Below are 20,602 nucleotides of genomic sequence, written 5' to 3'. Positions count from 1 at the left end.
AACGCCTTGAGATCGACTGGATTTGTTCGATAGTGAGCCTACCCGCAACGCTACCGAAAACAACGATGGACGCCTACATTTCCAAGAACGCCCGAAAGTTGCTGGACAACCCGGACACCTGCGAAGAGCTGAACCGGCTGCATCACGACCGTAAGGACGGATGGGTCAAGCTCGAAGGCGAGGCGTTTTACGTGACGCGTTCGCTCGACGAGGCCATGAGCCTCGCCCGATCGATCAAAAAACGCAAAAACGGTCACAAGAAAGGGTGAGCCGGCGGCAACGGCGCGCCCTCCTGTCGCCTCACCCCGTTGCATCTCCCCGCGCGTAGATCCCGGTCTCGATGGACGTCGCCTTTCCCGCGCTGCTCATTTTCCTGATCGTATTGCCGGGAATCGTCTGCCGGTACGGCTACCGGAAGGGCTCCTGGACCAGCCCGGTGTACCTCACCTCGATCTCTGAGGAAATCGCCTACGGCGTCGTGCTGGCGGCGGCCTTGCATGGGGTCTGGGGGTGGATGCTTTCGCTCTTCGGCGTCGCCATCGATCTGGATGCCGTCCTCTTCTTCCTGACCGGAGCGAACGGCGACGAAGCCGACCGCGCGATGCGGGCGGTGACGTACGCGCCCGAGCGTATCTTCGGCTACTTCCTCGCCCTGAACGTTTTTGCTGGCGCCGTGGGCTTCGGCCTGCATGAATTCGTTCGGCGTCGCCGGCTCGACCTCCGGTTTCGGACGATGCGATTCCGGAACGAGTGGTACTACCTCTTCCGGCAGGAAGACCCGATCATGGAGATCATCGAGGCGCGCGGCTGGAAGTGGGGCGGGCGCGAACTGCGGGAGTGGCTCAAATTCTACCGCTCGATCCAGGGGTACACGTATGTCTCCGCCGTCGTCGAACAGGGCGGCATCGCCTACATCTACTGGGGTTATCTCCACAAATTCTACTTCGACAAAGCCGGCGCGCTCGACCGAATCGTGCTCACCCACGCCAAACGCCGCCGGCTGGAGCAGGACAAACCGGATCCACTCGTCAAATCACCCGACAACGACGCCCGGTTTTATCCCATCTCAGGCGATTACCTGGTCCTCCGCTACGCCCACATCCACACGCTCAACGTGGAATACCGGTACGTCGTACCCGGTCAAAACGCCTCGCCTACCGAGAAGTAGAACGCGCGCCCGTCGCGCCCCCAGGCCATGTCGATGCGGAAGTTGACGCCCTGATCGTTCATCAGGAAGCGAAATCCGGCGCCGCCCGACAGGATGAACGGATCCGTCACCAGGCTGCGAGCATCCGGCTGTACGTCGGCGGCCGCGCCGAACACCGTGAAGCCGACCGGTCCCCACACCCACAGCCGGTATTCCGCCTGCAACGCCAGCATCAACCGATCCTTGTACCGCCCCTGCGCATAGCCCCGGAGCAGCTCGCTGCCCCCGATCTCGGGGAACATCTGAAACGGCGCCCCGCCGGCGACGCCGAGCCCCTGCAACTGCACGGCGAGGATCTGATCCCAGCCGAGCGACCAGAAGCGCCGCACGTCGAAACCCGTCCGGCTGAACTGAAAGTCGCTCCCGAACACCGGATCAAACACCATCCAGGACAGCCGCACATAGGTGCCCCGCGACGGATAGAACAGATCGTCGCGCGTGTCCCACCGCACGAAAGCGCCCGGCCCGACGATCCAGTTTCGCTCGCTCCCCAGCAAGGCGCCGGAAGCGAGCACGCCGTCCGCCTCGAGATCGACCAGGTTTTCGCGCCGCACCCATCCCATCAGCCCGACCCGGAACCCCGGCGCTATCTCATGTTCGCCCCCGACCAGGGCGCTGGCCACGCGTGACGTGTAGGTTTCGCTCTCGCTCAGGGCCTGATCGTTGCCGATGCCGTAAAAGCGATCGGGAAAGTTGAAATAAAGCAGCGTCCCGAACGCGCGCCACCGGTCGTGATCGAAAAACAGGTCCGGGGAAAACGTCACGATGGTCTGTTTTCGCTGTGTATAGACCACCGAGGCCTGGATCACGGACGGCCGTTCGCCGCGCAAACGTTCCGGAAAAAAGCGAACCGACCCGCCGCCGCCGATCTTGGTGCGCGGCGAATAAAACAGGCTCGGCAGGGCAACCCAGCTCCGTTTGACGACCTCGCCGGCCGCCGCCGTATCGGCCGATGCGGATCGCTGGGCCCTCGCCGGCGTGCCGGAAGCCAGATACAGGGACAGACCAAGCGCGATGAGCGCCAACCGGTAAAGCATGGGATAAAAGAAAGACGAGCCATACGGACGCCCTTCGATACGCCGGCGTCGCCGGAGAAGGTCCCGCCTCAGCCTCTGGTGATCAGATGCAGAAAGAACCCGACCCGCGCGTGGTATCGGATGGCGAGGTAGATGCCGAGGAGGATGACGATGAAAAACGGATTCCCCGCCAGCGCCGCCGCCAGCCGCGGCCAGCCGGCCCGCGTGATGTGGCGGTAGTCGTTCATCGTGCGGAAGGTCGCCCCGAAGCCGGAGACCAGCGTGGCCAGCGCCACGACGATGGCCCAGTTCATCGCCTCGGGCTGCTGGAGGGTGCTTACCACCATCGCCGCGAGCATCGTGCCCAGCAGCGTCCACCGGGGCCAGGAAACGAGCATCATCACCTGACCGGGCAACAGCGGGTTGCGGTTGCGGCTGGAGAGCGCGGACAGGACCGATGTCCACACCAGCACGCCCAGGGCGAAGATGGCGCCCATGACGAGGGTGAGCGTGAGCGGCCGCCCCAGCACGGCGACGCCGGAAAGGACCATGGACTCGGGCAGGCTGCGGGTCAACAGCGCAAACGCCGGCTGCTCGCGCACCGCCTCCAGGATGACGCCGTACACGAGCCCCGAGGCGACCACCAGCGCCGCAAGCACGAGCGCGTTCGGCCCGAACATGAGTTCGCGCCCCTGAGAAACCGACTCCCGGTAGAAGCCGTGGGCGAAGAAGTAGCGCCGGACCATGGTCTGGAACCGGATATACCGGAAATACGCGAGCCCCAGGATCAGCAGCACCAGCCATCCCAGGATGATCACCCACGGCGTCGCCTCGCTCGGCCGGCGCCCCGGAGGAAACGCGAACACGGTCTGCCGGCCCGTGTAGATACCTTCCACCACCGCCAGCGCCAGCCGCCGCTCGCCCGTAATGCCGTGCAGGCCGTAGGAATCCAGATACGGACTCGACAGATCGTGGCCGAGGGAGGGACGGTCGAAGCGCCGGTCGCGCCACGCGTACACGAACACCGACGACGGCGGGTTCGAGAGGGTGTCCGACAGCAGCGCGTTCAAGCCGGTCTCCAGAAAACGGGCCTGGAAGGAGCGCGAATGCGGCACCCGCGTCCCATCCTCATCCTGCGTGTCGATCACCCAGGTGCCCAGCCGCCCGATGCCGACACGGCCGGCGTGCGCGGAATGGGCAGATTGCCATGCCCGGAGCTGCCCGATCACATCCGGCGTGTCCAGCGCATCCAGCAGCACGGCGTCGACCCGCTCCGCGCACCGGTCATCCTCGATGAACGAGGTGATGTAATACAGCCGGATGCCTGCCGGACCGTCCCGCCGGAAACGATCCGCCATCTCGCCGAGGGCCTCGCAAGCCGTGTCGTCGCTCGTATCCGCGTAGCGCGCCAGCCCGAAATGACGGGCCGACGGATGCTCTTGCGTCCACCACAGCGCCTCCTGGATCACCTGCTCGGCGTAGCGTAGGGTATCCCTGAGTTCGCCGCCGGCGAGGTACTGAAAGGGGAGGTCCTGATAAAATGCGATGCCCAGCGAATCGGCCACGCGATACAGCCGCTCGTTACGGATCAGCGGAGATCGTATCGCCTGGACCCCCATGGCGTGCATCTCGAGCAGATCCTCCTCGGCGAGGTCCGTCCGCAGCGGCGGCTCCCACACGATGCCGCGCACCGGCTGGCCGTAGGCCGGCCAGGCCGCCATCGCGAGACCGACGCAGAGCAGTATCACTCGAGCAGCTGGCATGAAGAAGGAGTCTGGTAAAGCAAAACCCGGAGACCGCGCCAAGATACGCTACGGTGCGGCTCGGTGCAGAACACAAAAACCCCACACGCACTGCGGTGGCAGACGTGTGGGGCGCGGCCTTGCTCAGGGGCCGTGAAGGGACCGGAGGGCCCAGAGTTAATGCATATTGTAAAATGAAAAGTGCATAGCGGATCCGACAGTAACGATCTACCGCACGTGCAGGGCGGTCAGATCAACGATCCGATGACCCTGGCCATTTTACACTTTACAAGGTGCATGTTACTCGCTTAATCGATCATCTTGCGGAGGAACGCCGGCACATCGGTGTTGCCTTTGCCGATGCGTTCGCGGCGCTCGCGGACGTCGTCGCTCTGCAGCCGCTTGATGCGGTTCGCGGCATCGGCGTCGTCCGACAGTTCGATCGGATTGGCCATGCGCGGCGGTCCGGGTTGCCGGCGCTCGAACGCCGGGATATCGAGCTGACGCAGGTTGTCTTCACCCTTGTAGTTCGGGTAGTTGACCGTGTTTTCCTGCTCGAGCGGCGAGCTGCGGCGCTGCGGAGCGGCCGGCCCGGCCGACGGCTTGCGCTGCTTGTCGAAGCCCGTGGCGATGACCGTCACGCGGAGGCTGTCGCCCATATCCTCGTCAATCACGGTACCGAAGATGACTTCCACGTCGTCGCCGGCCTCGCGCTGGATGATGCTCGTCGCCGTCGTGGCTTCGTGGATGCCGAGGTTGCGGCCGGCCGTGATGTTGACCAGCGCGTTGCGCGCGCCGGCGATCGAGACGCCGTCCAGCAGCGGGCTCGAGATCGCCTCGATGGCCGCGCGTTCCGCGCGGTTCTCGCCCGACGCCGTGGCCGCGCCCATCAGGGCGGTGCCGCCGTTTTTCATCGTCGTCTCCACGTCCGCGAAGTCGAGGTTGATCAGGCCGTGCACCGTGATCAGGTCGCTGATACCGCGCGTCGCGTTCAGCAGCACGTCGTCGGCCTTCTCGAAGGCCTCGATCATGCTCGTGTGCGGCTCGGCGATGTCGAGCAGCCGTTCGTTCGGGATGATGATCAGCGTGTCGACCTGCTCGCGGAGCAGCTCGATGCCGGCTCCCGCGGACTCCATGCGCCGGCGCCCCTCGCACTCGAAGGGTTTGGTGACGATGGCCACCGTCAGGATACCCAGCTTGCGGGCGATGGCGGACACGACGGGCGCGCCTCCCGTGCCGGTGCCGCCGCCCATGCCGGCGGTGATGAACACCATCTCGTAACCCCGGAGCAGCTGTTCGATTTCCGAACGGCTCTCCTCGACGGCCTCCGCCCCCTTGACCGGGCGCGCGCCCGCGCCGAGCCCTTTGGTCAGGCTGACGCCGGCCTGGATTTTCACCTCGGCCCGGTTGACGTCGAGCGCCTGTTTATCGGTGTTTATCGAAATAAAATCGACACCGTTGATGCCTTTCGCGACCATGTTGTTGATCGCGTTGCCGCCACCGCCGCCAACGCCGATGACGGCGATTTTCGGGCCTTCGCTCGCGTCGTCATCGAACGCGAATCGTGAGCTGATGATATTTTCCATAGATCCCTCCTAACGGGGTACACAAGGTCCCCTGGATGAAAACCGGATTGAGCAGATCCGGCTTGTATGGTTAAGATGCTGGTTGCTGGGTATTTTCATCGCAAATCGCGACTCACAAATCGCTAATCGCAAATCGCTAATCTCAAAGTTCCTGGAACCACCGGGTCATGCGTTCGACGATGCGGCGCGCGCCGGACTCCTCGCCGTGCGCATGCGCGTTGCCGGCCGACCAGCGCTCCTTCTGGGCCAGGAATTCGCGCCCCATGAGGTTGGGACGCAGCCCGTAGAGCACGAGACCGACCGCCGTGGCGTATTTCGGGTCGCTGACTTCCTTGACCATGCCGCCGCCGAGACCGGTCGGGATCCCGACGCGCGCCTCGACGCCGAGCACTTCGGCCGCGAGCGCCGCCGTGCCGGGCACCATCGAGCCGCCGCCCGTCAGCACCACGCCGGCGCCCAGGTGACGCGCATAGCCGCTGCGCTTGATCTCGATGCCGGCGATCTCGAGGATCTCTTCCAGTCGGGGCTGGATGATCTGCGTGAGCGCGCTGCGGCTGATCGTCTTTTCGGTCCGGCCGCCGATGCCCGGGATCGCGATCGTCTCGTCCGGGACGTTCATGTCGACGATGGCCGTGCCGTACTGCTTCTTGAGCTGCTCAGCCTGGTCCTTCATCAACCCGAGACCCTTCCGGATGTCGTCGGTCACCTTGTTGCCGGCCACCGCGATCACGCCGGTATGGCGGATCGTCTTGTCCTCGAACACGGCGATGTCCGTCGTCCCGCCGCCGATATCGATCAGCGCGACGCCGACTTCCTTCTCGTCCTGATGCAGGACCGAGTAGGACGACGCCAGCGGCTCGAGCACGATGTCGGCCACGGTGTAGCCGGCCTTCTCGACGCACCGGTAGATGTTGCGCGCCGCCGAGACGAGCCCGGTCACGATGTGGACGTTCGCCTCGAGGCGGACGCCGTTCATCCCGACGGGATCGACGACGCCGTCCTGGCCGTCGACGATGAATTCCTGCGGCAGCACGTGGAGGATCTCGCGGTCGGCCGGCATGGCGACATGGGTCGTATCCTCGAGCAGACGCTGCACGTCGCGCTCGGTGATCTCCCCGTCGCGGTGCGTGGTGATCACGCCGCGGCTCTGGAAGCTCTGCACGTGGTCGCCGGCGATGCCGACGATCACGTTGCGCACGGTCACGCCGGCGGCGCGTTCGGCCTTCTCGATGGCCTCGCGAATCCCCGCCACCGTCTTGTCGATGTTGACGACGACGCCGCGGTTCAGCCCTTCGGATTCCGCCACGCCCACGCCGAGGATATGGATGCCTTCGAGGTCATCCTCCGCCGCGAGCACAGCGCAGATCTTGGTCGTGCCGATATCGAGGCCGACTACGATTTCTCCATCCATGGTGGTTACCGGTTTTCGTTCAATTATTGGGTCAGGGTACGTTCCCTGGTGATGATCTGACTGTCAAAACGGAGGTCAATCCACTCAAAATGTTTTTCGCGCTGCGCCAGCACCTCCTGGTCCCAGAAGGCCTGGAGCCGGGACAGCTTGCGCTCGAATCCGCCGGTGCCCATCCCGACCTGGATGGCGCCGCGGCCCGGCTTCGGTGTCGTGTAAAGCAACACGCCGCCATCGTCGGCCAACTCGAATTCCGAGAGCAGGGCGTCAGTCGTTTCGTCGACGCGCGACACCACATCGGCCAGTTCCAGCAGCGCCGGGTTTTCGGTCGGCGCGCCGGCGATGAACGGCTCTTTCAGCCCTTTCAGCAGCGGCACATCGTACCCGTGGCCCCGGACGTACGGCATCTGATAGCCGCCGGCGTCGATGAATCGGGTCGGTTTGCCCGAGGCGTCGACCGCCATAAGCGCCGGCGTGCGCTCGTGCACGTCGATCTTGATCGTCATGTCCGCCCCGCGATACACCCGCGCCTCCTCGATCCAGGGAAGCCGCGCGATCCGGTCGGCGATGGCGTGCGTGTCGATATCGAAAAACACGGCGCCCGAATCGACCGCGGCGATCGCGATGAGCGAATCGACCGGGGTGTGGCGGGCTCCGATCACCACGACGTCGCGCACGTGCAACTGCGATTTCCACGACCAGCCGACCACGGTCAGCAGGACGACGAGCAGAAACGAGACGATCGGTATCGTCAGGCGCTTCGCCCGATCCGGCGCGGCGCTCTTCGCGCGCGGCCTCGCCGCCGGCCGGGACCGCGGTCGTTCCGGTTTCGGCCGGGACCCGCCGCCACGACGCGGACTTCGTTTATCGTTTTTCATGCTGGAATCCGTCAAAATGTCGCCCGGACGCCCCGCGCCCGAATCAAATCAGGAAGCCTGCTGCAAGGCCTCCAGTAACCGTCTGCCGTAACGCCAGATGTTGCCGGCGCCCATGGTGATCACGACATCCCCCTTCCGGACGATGCCGTGCAGCCGTTCGATGAGCGCTTCGAGATCCGGCTCGAAGTGGACATCGCGATGCCCGTATTCCGCGGCGAGGTCGGCCACCGACTGCCCGTCCACGCCGGGGATCGGCGATTCGCGCGCCCCGAAGATTTCTGTCAGGACCAGGACGTCCGCGTCAAAAAATGCGCGGGCGAAATCGTCCTTGCAGTCCCGCGTACGGGAATACAGATGCGGCTGAAAGACGGCCACGATGCGCCGGTCCGGCCAGCCGGCGCTCGCCGCGCGCAGCGTGGCGCGCACCTCCGTCGGGTGGTGCGCGTAGTCGTCCACCACCAGGATACCCTGCGCCTCGCCGAGCACCTGGAAGCGGCGCTGCACGCCGGTGAAACGCGCCAGCCCCTCCCGTATCCGGTCGAACGGGATATCCAACTCGACGCCCACCGCGATGGCTGCCAGCGCATTCTGAATGTTGTGCTGACCGGGCGCCTTGATCACCACCTCGCCCAGCCGCTCCTTGCCCCGGAAGACCTCGAACCGGTTTTCCAGCCCTTCCTGCCGGGCGTTTTCGGCCCGGATGTCGGCCTGCCGCGCCGTGCCGTAGGTGACGATGCGGCGGTCGATCCGGCCGATGATTTCCTGCACGTGCGAGTCGTCCAGACACAGAATCGCCGCCCCGAAAAACGGGACGCTGTTGGCGTAGGTGACGAAGGCGTTCTGGATGTCGGCGAGATCCTCGTAGATGTCCAGATGGTCCGCGTCGATATTCGTGATCACCGCGAGGGAAGGCGTGAGGCGGAGGAAGGTCCGGTCGTATTCGTCGGCTTCGATGACGATGATATCGCCCTCGCCGGCCACCGCATTCGACCCGAACGACGCCACCTTGCCGCCGACGATGATCGTTGGGTCGAAGCCGGCCTCGGCCACGACGAGCCCCGCAAGCGTGGTCGTCGTCGTTTTCCCGTGCGTGCCGGCGATGCCGATGCCGAATTTCATCCGCATCAGCTCTCCGAGCATCACGGCGCGGGAGATCATGGGGATGCGGAGGCGTTCCGCCTCCTGCGTCTCGGGATTGCCGGCGGGATGGACGGCGGACGAATACACCACCACATCGGCGCCTTCCACCTGGGTGGCCTCATGGCCTTCGTAGATGGTGGCGCCGAGCGTTTCGAGGTGCTCGGTGATCTCGCTCTTCTTCATGTCGGACCCCGTCACCGCGTACCCGCGGCTGAGGAGTACCTCCGCGATCGAGCTCATCCCGATACCGCCGATGCCCACCATATGGACGCGCCGGATCCGCCCCAGAAAGGGCTGGCGCCGGCGTTCCGTGCGATCTGTGTCCAATGCGTGTTTCAAAACAAACGGCTAACCGCCTCGGGGCAACGGGAGTGTATGAGGTCGAGTACCTGCCTCGCGATGGCGCGCGCGGCGTCGGGCCGCGCCAGGCCGAGCATGGCCTCGCGCATGGCCTGCCGGCCGGCGTCGTCGCGGAGCAGCCCGAGCGCCTCGTCGGCGAGGCGTTCAGGGAGTTCTTTTTCCGGCAGGAAGCGCGCGGCGCCGGCATCCGCCATGCTGCGCGCGTTGGGGGTCTGATGATCCTCCGCCACATTCGGCGAAGGCACCAGAATCGCCGGCGTGCCGGTGATCATCAGTTCGCTACAGGTGATCGCGCCGGCCCGCGACAGCACCGCGTCGGCGGCGGCGTAGGCCATATCCATGCGGTCGATGTATTTGAGCAGCCGCAGCCGCGGATGCAGTTCGACGCGCGCGTTCACCCGCTCGTAGTAGAGCGAGCCCGTCTGCCAGATCACGCAGACATCGGGCTCGGCCAGCAGCCGGCCCAGATGGTCTTCCATGGCCGCGTTCAGCGCGGCGCTGCCCAGCGATCCGCCGAAAACGAGCAGCGTGCGCGCCGTTTCGGGAAGGTCGTAGAAGCGTCGCGCCTCGCCGCGGTCGACGCCGACGAGCGAACCGCGTGTCGGATTGCCGCTGATGACGCACCGTTTCGCATCGAAAAACCGCGTGGCCTCCGGAAAAGCGAGATGGATCGTCGTGGCCATCTTGCCCAGCAGCTTGTTCGTGACACCCGGGAACGCGTTCTGCTCCTGGATCACGATCGGCCGGCCCAGCAGGCGCGCCGCCAGCAAAACCGGCCCCGCCACATAGCCTCCGGTGCCGATCACGACATCCGGATCGAAGGCACGCACCAGACCCAGGCTTTGCAAAAACCCCTTCGTCACCTTGAAGGGAAAGCCGAGGTTGCGCAGCGGCTGTTTCCGATGAAATCCCTGCACGGTGATCGGATGGATGGCGTAGCCTGCCTGAGGCACCGCCTTCCATTCCAGCCGGTCTTCCGTGCCGGCGAACGCGACCGCGGCCTTCGGCTCCAGGGCGCGCACGGCATCCGCGATGGCGATCGCGGGATACACATGGCCTCCGGATCCGCCGCCGGCAAACAACACACGCGGGGCTCGTTCGTTTTTCATGGCAAAAAGGTGTGGAGCAGGGGACTATGAGGTCTTGGAGTGCTTCAGGAGTGAGGGTGATGATGTGCCTTCCTCATAGGCCGTGCACCTGCTCCACAGTATGGTCTACAATGTTGGGTCACTGGTCACTGGTCACTGGTCACTGGTCACTGGTCACTGGTCACTGGTCACTGGTCACTGGTCACTGGTCACTGGTCACTGGTCACTGGTCACTGGTCACTGGTCACTGGTCACTGGTCACTAACATGGCTGCAAACTGCGGCATTCCTGATGGCCAGCGCCCAATCCCGATGCTTTGCGTCCAGTGACCGATGACCGGTGACCGACTGCCAGCTTCACTTCGCCTGCCGGCTTATGTTGAGCAAGATGCCCATCATCATGCCGTTGGCCAGGATCGAGGTGCCGCCGTAGGACACGAACGGCATCGGCAACCCCGTCACCGGCAGCAGACCGCAGGTCACGCCGGCGTGGACGAATCCATAGAGGGCCACCACCGTGGTGAGCCCGACCGCCATGATCAGTCCGAGCGGATCCGGGGCGTGTCGGGCTACCCGGAGGTATCCTCGAAAGAGCAGCACCATAAACAGGAACAGCAGCGCCATGGCGCCGAACATCCCGTACTCCTCGGCGATGATCGCAAAGATGAAGTCGTTGTACGGCGCCGGCAGAAAGTCGCGCTGGACGCTTTTGCCCGGCCCCTGCCCCGTCAGCCCACCCATCGCAAAGGCGATGAGCGCCTGGCGCGACTGATAGCCTTGCTCCACCTTGAGGTCGTCGGCCTGCTCGGTGCCGTCGGCGTTGAGCCGCATCCCGAGAAACTCTTCGAGGCGATGCATTCGCGCCGGCGACGAAACCAGGAAGAGCGTCGCGAGCAGGATCGTCACCAGACCCAGCCCGCTGAGCTGTAGCACGGCCACGCGCGCCACGAAACACATGAGCACCGTCGAAAGCAGCACGATCGACGCCGTCGAGAGGTCTTCCATGCCGATCAGCACGACGGTCAGGATGATCCAGGCGAAGAGCGGGGTGAACGCGCGGCCGAAGCTCTCGATATAGGTCTGTTTTTTGGCCAGCAGGACCGCCATGTAGACCAGCAGCCCGACTTTCGCGATCTCCGCCGGCTGGAACATGCGCGACCCGACTTGCAGGGCCCGCTCGGCGCCGCCGAGCGACACGCCGATGAGCTGCACCAGCAGCACCAGCCCCGTGCCCAGGATCAGCATCGGCCGGCTGTAGCGCGCCACGATGTGGTAGTCGATGCGGCTGAAGGCGATCATGACGATGATGCCGAGCCCCAGGTGCACCACGTGGCGCAGCAGCAATCCCGTCACGTCTCCTTCGGCCTTGGAACTCGCCAGAAAGCCGATGGCGCTATACACGGCCACTACCCCGATGGCCCCCAGTCCCAGCACCACCCACAGGATGTACTTATCCAGCGGAGGCAGCGCGGCGACGGCGGCTTTCGCATTCGATTTCGGTTGCCGTTTGTTCATGGAGTTATCGTTCAAGGTTCAAGGCTCAAGGTTCAAGGATTATCAGGAGTTGCTCTCCGTGAACCTCAAACCTGGAGCCTTGGACCAGTTACTGTGCCCTGACCAGCTCGCGGAAGAGGTCTCCGCGGTGCTCGTAGTTTTTGAAAAGGTCGAACGATGCGCAGGCGGGGCTGAGCAGCACGACATCGCCCGGCTTCGACAGCCTGCGCGCCGTCTCGACCGCGTCGGCCATCGAGGTGGCCTCGACCGCCTCGGGAGCCAGCGCTCCCAGTTCCCGCATCACCGTCTCCGCGCTCTCGCCGAGCGCGATCACGGCGCGGACGCGGTCCCGCACCAGCGGCTTGATGCGGTTGTAATCATTGCCCTTGTCGCGACCGCCGGCGATGAGGATCACCGGCCGCGTCATGCTCTCGAGCGCGTACCAGACCGCGTCGACGTTGGTCGCCTTCGAGTCGTTGATGTAGCGCACCCCGTCCAGCTCGCGCACGAACTCCAGCCGGTGTGGCACCCCCGCGAAGCTCGACAGGCTCTCGCGAATGCGCCCGGGCGCTACGTCCATCGCCCGCGCGGCCATCGCGGCCGCGAGCGCGTTGTAGAGATTGTGCCGGCCCGGCAGCGCCAGTTCGGTCTTATCCATAAGCCGGATCTCCTCGCCGCCATAACGCAGCACCAGCTCCGTCCCATCCAGGCCGGCGCCGGTTTCGGGCCGCGTGCCCAGGCTGAAGCCGGCGAGCGTAACTCCGCCGGTTCGCGCGGCGGCCTCGGCGCGCGGCGCGAGCACCGGGTCGTCGATGTTGTAGACCAGGACATCGCCCTCGCCCTGGTTCTCGAACAGCCGGAATTTGCTGGCGGCGTATGCCTCGAAGCGGTAGCCGTACCGATCGAGATGGTCTGGCGTGATGTTGAGCACCACCGAAACGCGCGGTCGGAAGGTGTCGATGTGATCCAGCTGAAAACTGGACACCTCGAGCACGACCACCTCGTCGGGTTTCGCCTCCATCGCCACATCCGAAAAAGGAAAGCCGATGTTGCCGGCGACGTGCGCCGCGTAGCCGGCCTGCGCAAAGAGATAGCCGAGCAGACTCGTCGTCGTCGTTTTGCCGTTCGAGCCGGTCACCGCCACGATCGGCGCGCGGCAAAACCAGCTGGCGACTTCGATCTCGCTGTAAACCGCCAGGCCGTTCCCCAGGGCCGTCTGGATCAGCGGCGTCGTCGTCGGGACGCCGGGGCTGATCACCACAAAGTCGGCCTCGAGTGCCCGCTCGGTATGGCCGCCGGACTCGACGGTCACGCCGGCGGCTTCGAGCGATGCCCGGAGGGTGTCGTCGACCGGGCCCCGATCCGTAAGAAAAACCTGCGCCCCGGCGCGCGCCAACAGATGCGCCGCCGCCACCCCGCTGCGCGCGGCGCCGACGATGGAAACAGGTCTGCCGGAGACGTCGATCATACTGGATGCCGATAAGGGGTGCCGGGCCTTTCAGGGATCAGGCCGTGTCTGAAGCATTTTCAGACAGCGCTTAGTGGAGACGCAGGATCAGCAGCGACGCGATCACGGTGATCGCCGTCACGATCCAGAAGCGAACCGCAATTTTCGCCTCATGGATGCCTTTCGCCTCGAAGTGGTGATGGATGGGGGCCATCTTAAAGACCCGCTTTCCCGTCCCCGTCCTGCGCCGCGTGTATTTGAAGTAGCTCGTCTGGATCACCACCGAGAGCGTCTCGATGAAATAGATCGCGCAGAGCAGCGGGAGGAGGAGTTCGATGCGGATCATCAAAGCGAGGGCGCCAACGGCGGCGCCCAGAGCCAGCGAACCCGTATCGCCCATGAAGACCGATGCCGGGTAGCCGTTGTGCCAGAGAAAACCGAAACAGGCCGCGGACATGGCGACGGCGAAGACCACCAGTTCGCTCGCGCCGCGGAGATGGATAATGTGGAGAAACTCGGCGAAGTCGACGCGGCCGGCGCTGTACACCAGGGCGGAGAGCCCGAGCGCGACGATGGCCGTCACGCCGGCGGCGAGCCCGTCCAGGCCATCCGTCAGGTTGACGGCGTTGGATACCGCCGTCACGATAAAGACCGCGACGGGGATGTAGACGACCCAGCCGAGGTCGAAGTCGACGCCGAGCCAGTGCTGCAGGAAGGCGTAGTCGAACCGCACCGCATCCACGAAGGGGATGTACGGCAGGTAGGTCTGCGACCGGATCTCCTGAAACATGGGATGGAAATACAGCACGCTGCCGAGGATGACCCCGATGCTGATCTGCCCGATCAGCTTGATCCGGGCCGGCAATCCGCTTTTGTCGCGCTTGACGACCTTGATGTAGTCGTCGGCGAAACCGAAGGCGCCCATCCAGGCCGTCACGAGCAGGATCAGCCAGACGTACACCTGGCCGATGGCCCCCCAGAGCAGCGTGGCGCCGAGAATCGAAATGAGGATGATGACCCCGCCCATCGTCGGCGTGCCGGCTTTGTGCGAATGGTCGACCGCGCCCGCATGGACGCCGGCGCGCACCTGCTCGCCGATCTGCTTGCGCCGCAGCCACGCGATGATGCGGCGGCCGGCGAACAGCGAGATCACCAGCGCCGTAATCGCCGCCAGCGCCGCCCGGTTGTTGATAAACCGGATCGCCTGAAAGCCAGGCGGCTGGTAGAGTTTTTCGAGATAGTCGAGGAGGTAGTATAGCATAACACTCGCTGGGGTAGCCGCTCCCTGCACGTCACCGCGTGCGGGTCATCGGGCATCATCTCCGGTTGCCGTGCAACGCGTCGGGGCCGCGCCGCATGGTGCACTGTTCATGTCGCACTGTTCAAGTCACATTGTTCATGTTGCACTGTTGAACCATGTTTTCGCCTCCTCGCGATCGTCGAAGGGAAACTTCTCCTTCCCGATCACCTGGTAGGGCTCGTGGCCCTTGCCGGCGATCAGCACCACGTCTCCGTCGGCGCTGCGCGCGGCGGATTCGCGGATGGCTTCCCGGCGGTCGACGATCCATAGCGCGTCGGTCGGCCGGCTCATGCCCCGGCGAATATCGTTGAGGATGGCTTCGGGATCTTCCGTCCGCGGGTTGTCGCTGGTCACGATGACGCGGTCGGCGCCGGCTTCGGCGATGCTGCCCATGATGCGGCGCTTGTCCCGGTCGCGGTCGCCGCCGCAACCGAAGACGCACCAGAGGCGCGCATCGGGCGGCATCACGTCGCGCACGGCGCGCAGGATATTTTCGAGCGCATCGGGCGTGTGGGCGTAATCGACGATCACCGTGCGATTCCGGCCGTCCGTCAGGTACTCGAAGCGGCCCGGCACCGGACGCGCCTCGCACAGGGCGTCGATCGTCTCGGCGGCGCCGTATCCGAGCGCGCGGCCGGCCGCATAGGCGCCGGCCAGGTTGTAGGCGTTGAATGCGCCGACGAGCCGGAAACGCCGTTCCGTCCCGTCCAGACGCAGCCGCAATCCGTCGAGCCGGCTGCCCAGGATATCAAAGAGGACGTCGGCCTGCTGCGTCCGCCCGAAGGACGTCGCCCGGGCCCGGGTGCCGGACACCATATAGGCGCCGGCCGGGTCGTCGGCGTTGTAGACGGCGGCTGCATCGGGCGACAGGGTATCGAACAGGCGCTTCTTCGCGTCGCGGTAGGCGTCCATCGAGCCGTGATAGTCCAGATGATCGCGCGTCAGATTCGTAAAGAGGGCGGCGGCAAAAACAAAGGCGCGAACGCGCTCCTGATCCAGGGCGTGGGAGGATACCTCCATGCTGCATGCCCCGCACCCTTCGTCCACCATCCGCCGAAACAGCCGGTTGGTGTCGAGCACGTCGGGCGTGGTATGCGTCGCCTCCAGGACTTCCGCGCCGATCCGGTATTCGATCGTGCTGAGGAGGCCTGTCTTGACGCCCAGCGTCTCGAAGAGGTGGTGCATCAGGTAAGCGGTCGTCGTTTTGCCGTTGGTGCCTGTCACGCCCACCAGACGCAGTTCACGCGTCGGGTCGCCATAAAAACACGCGGCCAGTTCGGCCAGCGCGGCGCGCGCATCGCGCACCTGCACGAAGGCGATGCCGGGAAAACGCTCGCGCGCCTCCTCCGGCATCGCCTCGCACACGATGGCAATGGCTCCGTTTAAAACAGTCTTTTCAATGAACATATGCCCGTCGGTCTGGCCGCCGCGTATGGCGACGAACAGGCCTCCCGGCCCGACCTTCCGGCTATCGTTTGCCAGATGATCGATACTCAAGGTCTCGTCAAGTCCCAGCCTGCGCTGGATCAGCCCCGCATGGGCGAGGCGGTCAGTCAGCTCCTTTAGCGTTTTCATAGGCACGATGCGCTTCCGTATTTCGCCGGCGCGCTAGGCGGCCGGCAAGCACGGCCGGCGCATCATCGGCAGCGGACGACGGCCGTCGCCACCAGCGGCTGTCCGGCCGCGGGCGACTGACTCACCACCATCCCGTCGCCCTCGATGCGTACATCAACCTGCAGCGCATCGAGCCAGTGCACGGCCTGACGCAGACTCAGCCCGACGAGGTCAGGCATGGTCCGCACCGCCGCGCTGCTGTCGGAGGGAACGACCGCCCGCAGCGAGGCGCGCGCGCCCGCATACGCCAGTTCACCCGGCGCCGGCGTCTGCTCGCTCACCATCCGGAACATCGCGGCATCGTCCGCTTCGCGCACATCGAAACCGGCCGAACGGAGCCGCGATGCCGCAATCTCTACGGGCAACCCGACGACGCGCGGCGCCGAACGCTCATCGCCCCGCGGCGCGTGCAGGTCGGCCACCAGCTGTTCGGCCAGGTCGGGCCGGGAGCCCACCCACCGCCGCGCGATGCGCTGGAAGATGGGCGCGGTGATCACGCCGCTGTCGCCGCGTTGCCGGGGCTCCGCCAGCATCAACAGGATGGCCACCTCGGGCTTGTCCGCTGGAAAAAAGCCGACGTACGAGACGCGGTGCAGCTGGTTGTCGTACTGGCCATTGACCAGCACGCGGGCCGTACCCGTCTTGCCGGCGATGCGCAGGCCCTCGATGTGCGCCGAACGGGCCGTGCCCGTTTCGACCACTTCCTCGAATGCCGGCAGCAGCCGCCGCGCCGTCTCCCGCGAGAAGGCGCGCCGGATCGAATCCGGCTCGGCGGACCAGAGCAGACGCCCCTGGCTGTCGCGCCGCTCGGCGACGACGTAGGGCCTCATCAGCACACCGCCATTCGCCAGCGCGGCGTACGAGGACAAAATCTGCAGCGGCGTCACGTCCACCTCGTAACCGATGCTGATCGACGAGTGCGACGTGCCGCTCCACTGATACGGCTTCTTCAGCGTCCCATCGACTTCACCGGGAAGATCGATCCACGTCCGCTGACCAAACCCCATGTTGCGGGCATACTGGTAGAACACGCCCCGATCGAGCTGAACCGCCGTCTTCGCGATGGCGATGTTGCTCGACTTGGCGATCGCCTCGCCGAAGGTCAGCGTGCCGTACCCGTGGATGTCGTGCAACGGTCGCCCGTCGACCACCGCGAAGCCGTTACCGGTTTCGATCGAATCGGCCAGCGCCACGACATCCTGCTCCACGGCCGCGACGGCCGTCACGAGCTTGAACGTCGAACCCGGCTCCACCCGGTCGGTGATGGCGCGGTTGCGCCGGGCGCCGCCGCTGTACTGGTAGAACCGGTTGGGGTCGTAGGTCGGCACGTTGGCCATGCCCAGGATGGCTCCCGTGAAGGGATCCATCGCGACCGCCGTGCCCCAGGAGGCGCGCGTCGCCTCGACGCCGGAGGCCAGCTCCTCGAACAGAATCGATTGCAGGACGAGATCCAGCGTGAGCACGACCTGCTCGCCGTTGCGCGGCTCCACCACGGCGCCGTCGACGTCGGCTTTGATGCGCCCCGTGCGGTCGCGCTGAAAAACGCGCCGGCCCGGGATGCCCTGCAGGTACTCGTTGTACTGCAGCTCGACCCCGTCGAGGCCCATGCCGTCGCTGCCTACGTGCCCGATCACATGCGCCACCGTCTGCCCGTAGTTGTACCGCCGGCTGTACGCCGGCGTCATCACCACGCCCGGGACGTCCCAGGCCTCGACCTGATCTTTCTGGTCTTCGCTCAGGCTCCGCACGAGCATCACGTATTTGGGGCTCGAACGGGCCGACACCGCACGCCGGTATTCGGCGGCCGGCCGGCCCGTCAGGCGGGACAACTTGTCAAAGAACAGATCCGCCACCTCCGAGGTGAACCCCTCGATGGTCGGATCGAGCGCGAGCTGATAGTTCGCCGTGTTCACGACGAGCGCGCGCCCGTTACGGTCATAGATCCCCCCCCGCAGCGCGGGGATGGTCACGACGGCGCTGGACTGCCGCGTGCCGGCGTCGCCCAGTTCGTCGCTTTCCGTTACATAAATCCAGATCAACCGACCGGTCACCAGGACCGGAAGCACGCCGATCAGCACCAGCACGAGGTACATACGGAGTTGTATGTTTTCTCTGGCTCCCATGCGTCTTCGGTTCGATCCTGCTCAATGAACAACCTGCTCAATCCGGCTGACGCCAGACGATCGCAGGTCCGTACATGATGTCTTCTTCCAGGCCCAGGGCCCGTGCGCGCTCATAAATGTTCTGCGGCCCGGTCATCTGGTCCAGCACGCCATGCAGGCGGTTGACCTTCAGGTTGAGCCGCATGTGCTCCTTTTTCGCCTGCTCCAGCCGCGACAGGGTCTCCTGCGTGGCATAGACGTGGCGCACATACAACCCCAGCGTCAACCCCATCACGAGGATGACCAGCGCGAAACGAACCGTCGAAACCTGGGCGAGGAACGCATCGGCGCGCGCGTTGCGCGGCAGGGTGCGCTCGTTGCCTACGGACAGATCCTTCCACCCCGGGAGGGTATCCACCCGGTCGGCTATCGTATCGGACAACCACTGCGAAACGTGCTGCCGCGGACGCACCTGGGGAGGGGCTTGTTGTCTCGGTGTCCGCGCCGGCCGTTTCCGGCTACCTGGCCGGATATGTGTCGTGCTTGTGCTGCTCATGTGTGTTGATTGCCCCGAAAGGCAATCCAATACAGCGTTACAAAATTAGATGCGTTCTGCGATGCGCAGTCGTGCGCTTCGCGCTCGTGGATTGGATGCGGTTTCCGCTTCGTCCGGCGCAATCGCCTGACGCGTGATCAGTCGCCAGGGCACCTCCGGATTTCCATAGAGATCGCGGGCGACCTCGCCCTCGAAGTTGCCGGCGCGCAGGTAGCGCTTCACCCGGCGGTCTTCCAGCGAGTGATAGCTGATGACGGCGATGCGCCCGCCGGGCTTCATGCGGCGCATGCCGGCCTCGAGCACCCGCTCGAGCACACCCAGCTCGTCGTTCACGGCGATCCGGATGCCCTGAAACACCCGCGACAGCGTCTTCTGCTCGTCACGCCCGGGCACGCACCCGCGCACCACCTCGGCCAGCGCCCGCGTCGACGCCAGCGGCCGTGCCGCGACGATGCGCCGGGCGATCTGCGTCGCCCGCGGCTCTTCGCCGTAGGCCTTCAGCACGCGCCGAAGCTCGCGCTCGTCCCAGCGATTGACGATCTCATCGGCCGACAGAGGAGCCCGATCGTCCATCCGCATGTCCAGCGCGCCCTCGCCCCGGTAGCTGAAACCCCGATCCGGCGTATCGAGCTGGTGCGACGAAACGCCCAGATCGAGCAACAACCCGTCGATCGACGCCATACCCGCTTCTTCGAGCAGCGCATCCAGCTGGCCGAAATTTCCGCGGATCAGCCTCAGCCGACCCGCGGCTATCGCCGCCTCCAGGCGTCGCCGCACTGCGTCGAGGGCATCGACATCCTGATCGATGCCTATCACCAGCCCCGCTTCATCCAGGGCATCCAGCAGCGCCGCGGTATGCCCGCCGCCGCCCAGCGTCGCATCGACATAGATGCCTCGCCGGTCGACGACCAATCCATCCACAACAGCATCACAAAGAACAGGTGCGTGGTACGCCGAGGCATAGCTGCGAGCAGCCCCGGAGCGCGACCGCGCTTCATTATCTTCAGCATCCGGCATGACCCCGTCCGGCTCCGTCAAGGTGCTCCCATGACGCGTTCTGCCAGGCTCTGGTAGTCATCCACATGCTCTTTTGCGTACGTCTCAAAGTTCGCCGGATCCCAGATTTCGATGTGATCCAGCGAACCGATGATCAGCGCGCTGCCTCCGGCGGAAATGCCGGCGAATTCCAGAAGTGGCCGAGCGATCGCCACACGTCCCTGGCCGTCCAGCGCAACTTCGTCCGCCCACATCAGGATCGTGCGCAAAAAGTCGCGCGATTCCCGATTGTACATGTTGAGCTCGCGCATCTCCCCCTCCATCCTCGACCAGTGGTCGAGCGGATAGAGAAAGACGCACTTTTCGAAGCCCCGCGTGATCGTAAAGGTGTTCTTGGCTTCCGGGCTCAGGGCCGCACGCATCTTGGCCGGTATCGCTACCCGCCCTTTTGCGTCAACCGAATATGCTGCCTGTCCCTTGAAGCCGGGCATGATCGCTCACGTGTTACCTTAAGTGGCGCCACACAACACCTTTATCTCCTGGGCTGGTTCCCCACATTTCCCCACAATTCCCCCAATCTACCAAATTTGGTGTGAAGATCAAGTTATTCCTGAACCAAAACAGGCTAGGTCTCAAAAAAAAGTAACGCCAGGATTCGATGAAATGCCC

The 20,602-nt window shown here is 65.0% G+C and carries 17 protein-coding genes; 2 read left to right on the top strand and 15 right to left on the bottom strand.

Annotation, left to right across the window (positions count from 1 at the left end):
* Positions 1-65 precede the first annotated feature (65 nt).
* Positions 66-269, top strand: coding sequence for a hypothetical protein (locus R2834_05600; GenBank protein ID MEZ4699783.1), 204 nt, complete (start codon positions 66-68; stop codon positions 267-269).
* 71 nt (positions 270-340) lie between these two features.
* The gene (locus tag R2834_05595) at positions 341-1,168 is read left to right on the top strand and encodes a hypothetical protein (GenBank protein ID MEZ4699782.1); all 828 of its coding nucleotides are present in this window, start codon (positions 341-343) and stop codon (positions 1,166-1,168) included.
* Here the strand turns inward: R2834_05595 and R2834_05590 are convergent.
* From R2834_05590 to mraZ, 15 genes are all read right to left on the bottom strand, one after another.
* Positions 1,141-2,244 (bottom strand): BamA/TamA family outer membrane protein, encoded by a 1,104-nt coding sequence (locus R2834_05590; GenBank protein ID MEZ4699781.1) that lies wholly within the window; start codon positions 2,242-2,244, stop codon positions 1,141-1,143. The genes R2834_05595 and R2834_05590 overlap by 28 nt on opposite strands.
* A gap of 68 nt (positions 2,245-2,312) precedes the next feature.
* Complete coding sequence (locus R2834_05585) at positions 2,313-3,986, bottom strand: hypothetical protein (protein MEZ4699780.1); 1,674 nt, start codon at positions 3,984-3,986, stop codon at positions 2,313-2,315.
* 287 nt (positions 3,987-4,273) lie between these two features.
* Complete coding sequence (gene ftsZ / locus R2834_05580) at positions 4,274-5,551, bottom strand: cell division protein FtsZ (GenBank protein MEZ4699779.1); 1,278 nt, start codon at positions 5,549-5,551, stop codon at positions 4,274-4,276.
* A gap of 142 nt (positions 5,552-5,693) precedes the next feature.
* The gene (ftsA, locus tag R2834_05575) at positions 5,694-6,962 is read right to left on the bottom strand and encodes a cell division protein FtsA (protein MEZ4699778.1); all 1,269 of its coding nucleotides are present in this window, start codon (positions 6,960-6,962) and stop codon (positions 5,694-5,696) included.
* A gap of 23 nt (positions 6,963-6,985) precedes the next feature.
* Entirely contained in the window at positions 6,986-7,837 is an 852-nt protein-coding gene (locus R2834_05570; GenBank protein ID MEZ4699777.1) for an FtsQ-type POTRA domain-containing protein, read from the bottom strand.
* A gap of 48 nt (positions 7,838-7,885) precedes the next feature.
* On the bottom strand, positions 7,886-9,316 hold the full coding sequence (gene murC, locus R2834_05565) for a UDP-N-acetylmuramate--L-alanine ligase (GenBank protein ID MEZ4699776.1): 1,431 nt from the start codon (positions 9,314-9,316) through the stop codon (positions 7,886-7,888).
* Positions 9,313-10,446, bottom strand: coding sequence for an undecaprenyldiphospho-muramoylpentapeptide beta-N-acetylglucosaminyltransferase (gene murG, locus R2834_05560; GenBank protein MEZ4699775.1), 1,134 nt, complete (start codon positions 10,444-10,446; stop codon positions 9,313-9,315). The genes murC and murG overlap by 4 nt, the downstream gene beginning before the upstream one ends.
* A gap of 335 nt (positions 10,447-10,781) precedes the next feature.
* Positions 10,782-11,939, bottom strand: a complete 1,158-nt coding sequence (locus R2834_05555; GenBank protein MEZ4699774.1) for an FtsW/RodA/SpoVE family cell cycle protein — start codon at positions 11,937-11,939, stop codon at positions 10,782-10,784.
* Between the two features lie 88 nt (positions 11,940-12,027).
* Positions 12,028-13,386 (bottom strand): UDP-N-acetylmuramoyl-L-alanine--D-glutamate ligase, encoded by a 1,359-nt coding sequence (gene murD / locus R2834_05550; protein MEZ4699773.1) that lies wholly within the window; start codon positions 13,384-13,386, stop codon positions 12,028-12,030.
* 70 nt (positions 13,387-13,456) lie between these two features.
* Positions 13,457-14,626: a phospho-N-acetylmuramoyl-pentapeptide-transferase gene (mraY, locus tag R2834_05545; GenBank protein MEZ4699772.1), complete on the bottom strand. Its 1,170-nt coding sequence runs from the start codon at positions 14,624-14,626 to the stop codon at positions 13,457-13,459.
* 135 nt (positions 14,627-14,761) lie between these two features.
* Positions 14,762-16,240 (bottom strand): UDP-N-acetylmuramoyl-L-alanyl-D-glutamate--2,6-diaminopimelate ligase, encoded by a 1,479-nt coding sequence (locus R2834_05540; protein MEZ4699771.1) that lies wholly within the window; start codon positions 16,238-16,240, stop codon positions 14,762-14,764.
* Positions 16,241-16,302: 62 nt separating this feature from the next.
* Entirely contained in the window at positions 16,303-18,372 is a 2,070-nt protein-coding gene (locus R2834_05535; GenBank protein ID MEZ4699770.1) for a penicillin-binding transpeptidase domain-containing protein, read from the bottom strand.
* Positions 18,373-18,439: 67 nt separating this feature from the next.
* Complete coding sequence (locus R2834_05530) at positions 18,440-18,823, bottom strand: hypothetical protein (protein MEZ4699769.1); 384 nt, start codon at positions 18,821-18,823, stop codon at positions 18,440-18,442.
* Positions 18,824-18,982: 159 nt separating this feature from the next.
* Complete coding sequence (gene rsmH, locus R2834_05525; GenBank protein ID MEZ4699768.1) at positions 18,983-19,954, bottom strand: 16S rRNA (cytosine(1402)-N(4))-methyltransferase RsmH; 972 nt, start codon at positions 19,952-19,954, stop codon at positions 18,983-18,985.
* A 17-nt stretch (positions 19,955-19,971) separates the two neighbouring features.
* Positions 19,972-20,424 (bottom strand): division/cell wall cluster transcriptional repressor MraZ, encoded by a 453-nt coding sequence (gene mraZ, locus R2834_05520; GenBank protein MEZ4699767.1) that lies wholly within the window; start codon positions 20,422-20,424, stop codon positions 19,972-19,974.
* Between the last annotated feature and the right edge of the window lie 178 nt (positions 20,425-20,602).

It is taken from the genome of Rhodothermales bacterium (assembly GCA_041391505.1).
In the GTDB taxonomy this organism is placed as follows: Bacteria; Bacteroidota; Rhodothermia; order Rhodothermales; family JAHQVL01; genus JAWKNW01.
This window is presented reverse-complemented; position numbering and strand designations above follow the sequence as displayed.

What these genes read in the sequence shown, in the direction of transcription:
- ftsA (MEZ4699778.1), bottom strand. Translation starts at nt 6,962, where the DNA reads ATGGATGGAGAAATCGTAGTCGGCCTCGATATCGGCACGACCAAGATC.
- mraY (MEZ4699772.1), bottom strand. Translation starts at nt 14,626, where the DNA reads ATGCTATACTACCTCCTCGACTATCTCGAAAAACTCTACCAGCCGCCT.
- R2834_05540 (MEZ4699771.1), bottom strand. Translation starts at nt 16,240, where the DNA reads ATGAAAACGCTAAAGGAGCTGACTGACCGCCTCGCCCATGCGGGGCTG.
- murD (MEZ4699773.1), bottom strand. Translation starts at nt 13,386, where the DNA reads ATGATCGACGTCTCCGGCAGACCTGTTTCCATCGTCGGCGCCGCGCGC.
- R2834_05535 (MEZ4699770.1), bottom strand. Translation starts at nt 18,372, where the DNA reads ATGTACCTCGTGCTGGTGCTGATCGGCGTGCTTCCGGTCCTGGTGACC.
- R2834_05585 (MEZ4699780.1), bottom strand. Translation starts at nt 3,986, where the DNA reads ATGCCAGCTGCTCGAGTGATACTGCTCTGCGTCGGTCTCGCGATGGCG.
- R2834_05555 (MEZ4699774.1), bottom strand. Translation starts at nt 11,939, where the DNA reads ATGAACAAACGGCAACCGAAATCGAATGCGAAAGCCGCCGTCGCCGCG.
- ftsZ (MEZ4699779.1), bottom strand. Translation starts at nt 5,551, where the DNA reads ATGGAAAATATCATCAGCTCACGATTCGCGTTCGATGACGACGCGAGC.
- mraZ (MEZ4699767.1), bottom strand. Translation starts at nt 20,424, where the DNA reads ATGCCCGGCTTCAAGGGACAGGCAGCATATTCGGTTGACGCAAAAGGG.
- rsmH (MEZ4699768.1), bottom strand. Translation starts at nt 19,954, where the DNA reads ATGCCGGATGCTGAAGATAATGAAGCGCGGTCGCGCTCCGGGGCTGCT.
- murG (MEZ4699775.1), bottom strand. Translation starts at nt 10,446, where the DNA reads ATGAAAAACGAACGAGCCCCGCGTGTGTTGTTTGCCGGCGGCGGATCC.
- R2834_05600 (MEZ4699783.1), top strand. Translation starts at nt 66, where the DNA reads ATGGACGCCTACATTTCCAAGAACGCCCGAAAGTTGCTGGACAACCCG.
- R2834_05590 (MEZ4699781.1), bottom strand. Translation starts at nt 2,244, where the DNA reads ATGCTTTACCGGTTGGCGCTCATCGCGCTTGGTCTGTCCCTGTATCTG.
- R2834_05570 (MEZ4699777.1), bottom strand. Translation starts at nt 7,837, where the DNA reads ATGAAAAACGATAAACGAAGTCCGCGTCGTGGCGGCGGGTCCCGGCCG.
- R2834_05595 (MEZ4699782.1), top strand. Translation starts at nt 341, where the DNA reads ATGGACGTCGCCTTTCCCGCGCTGCTCATTTTCCTGATCGTATTGCCG.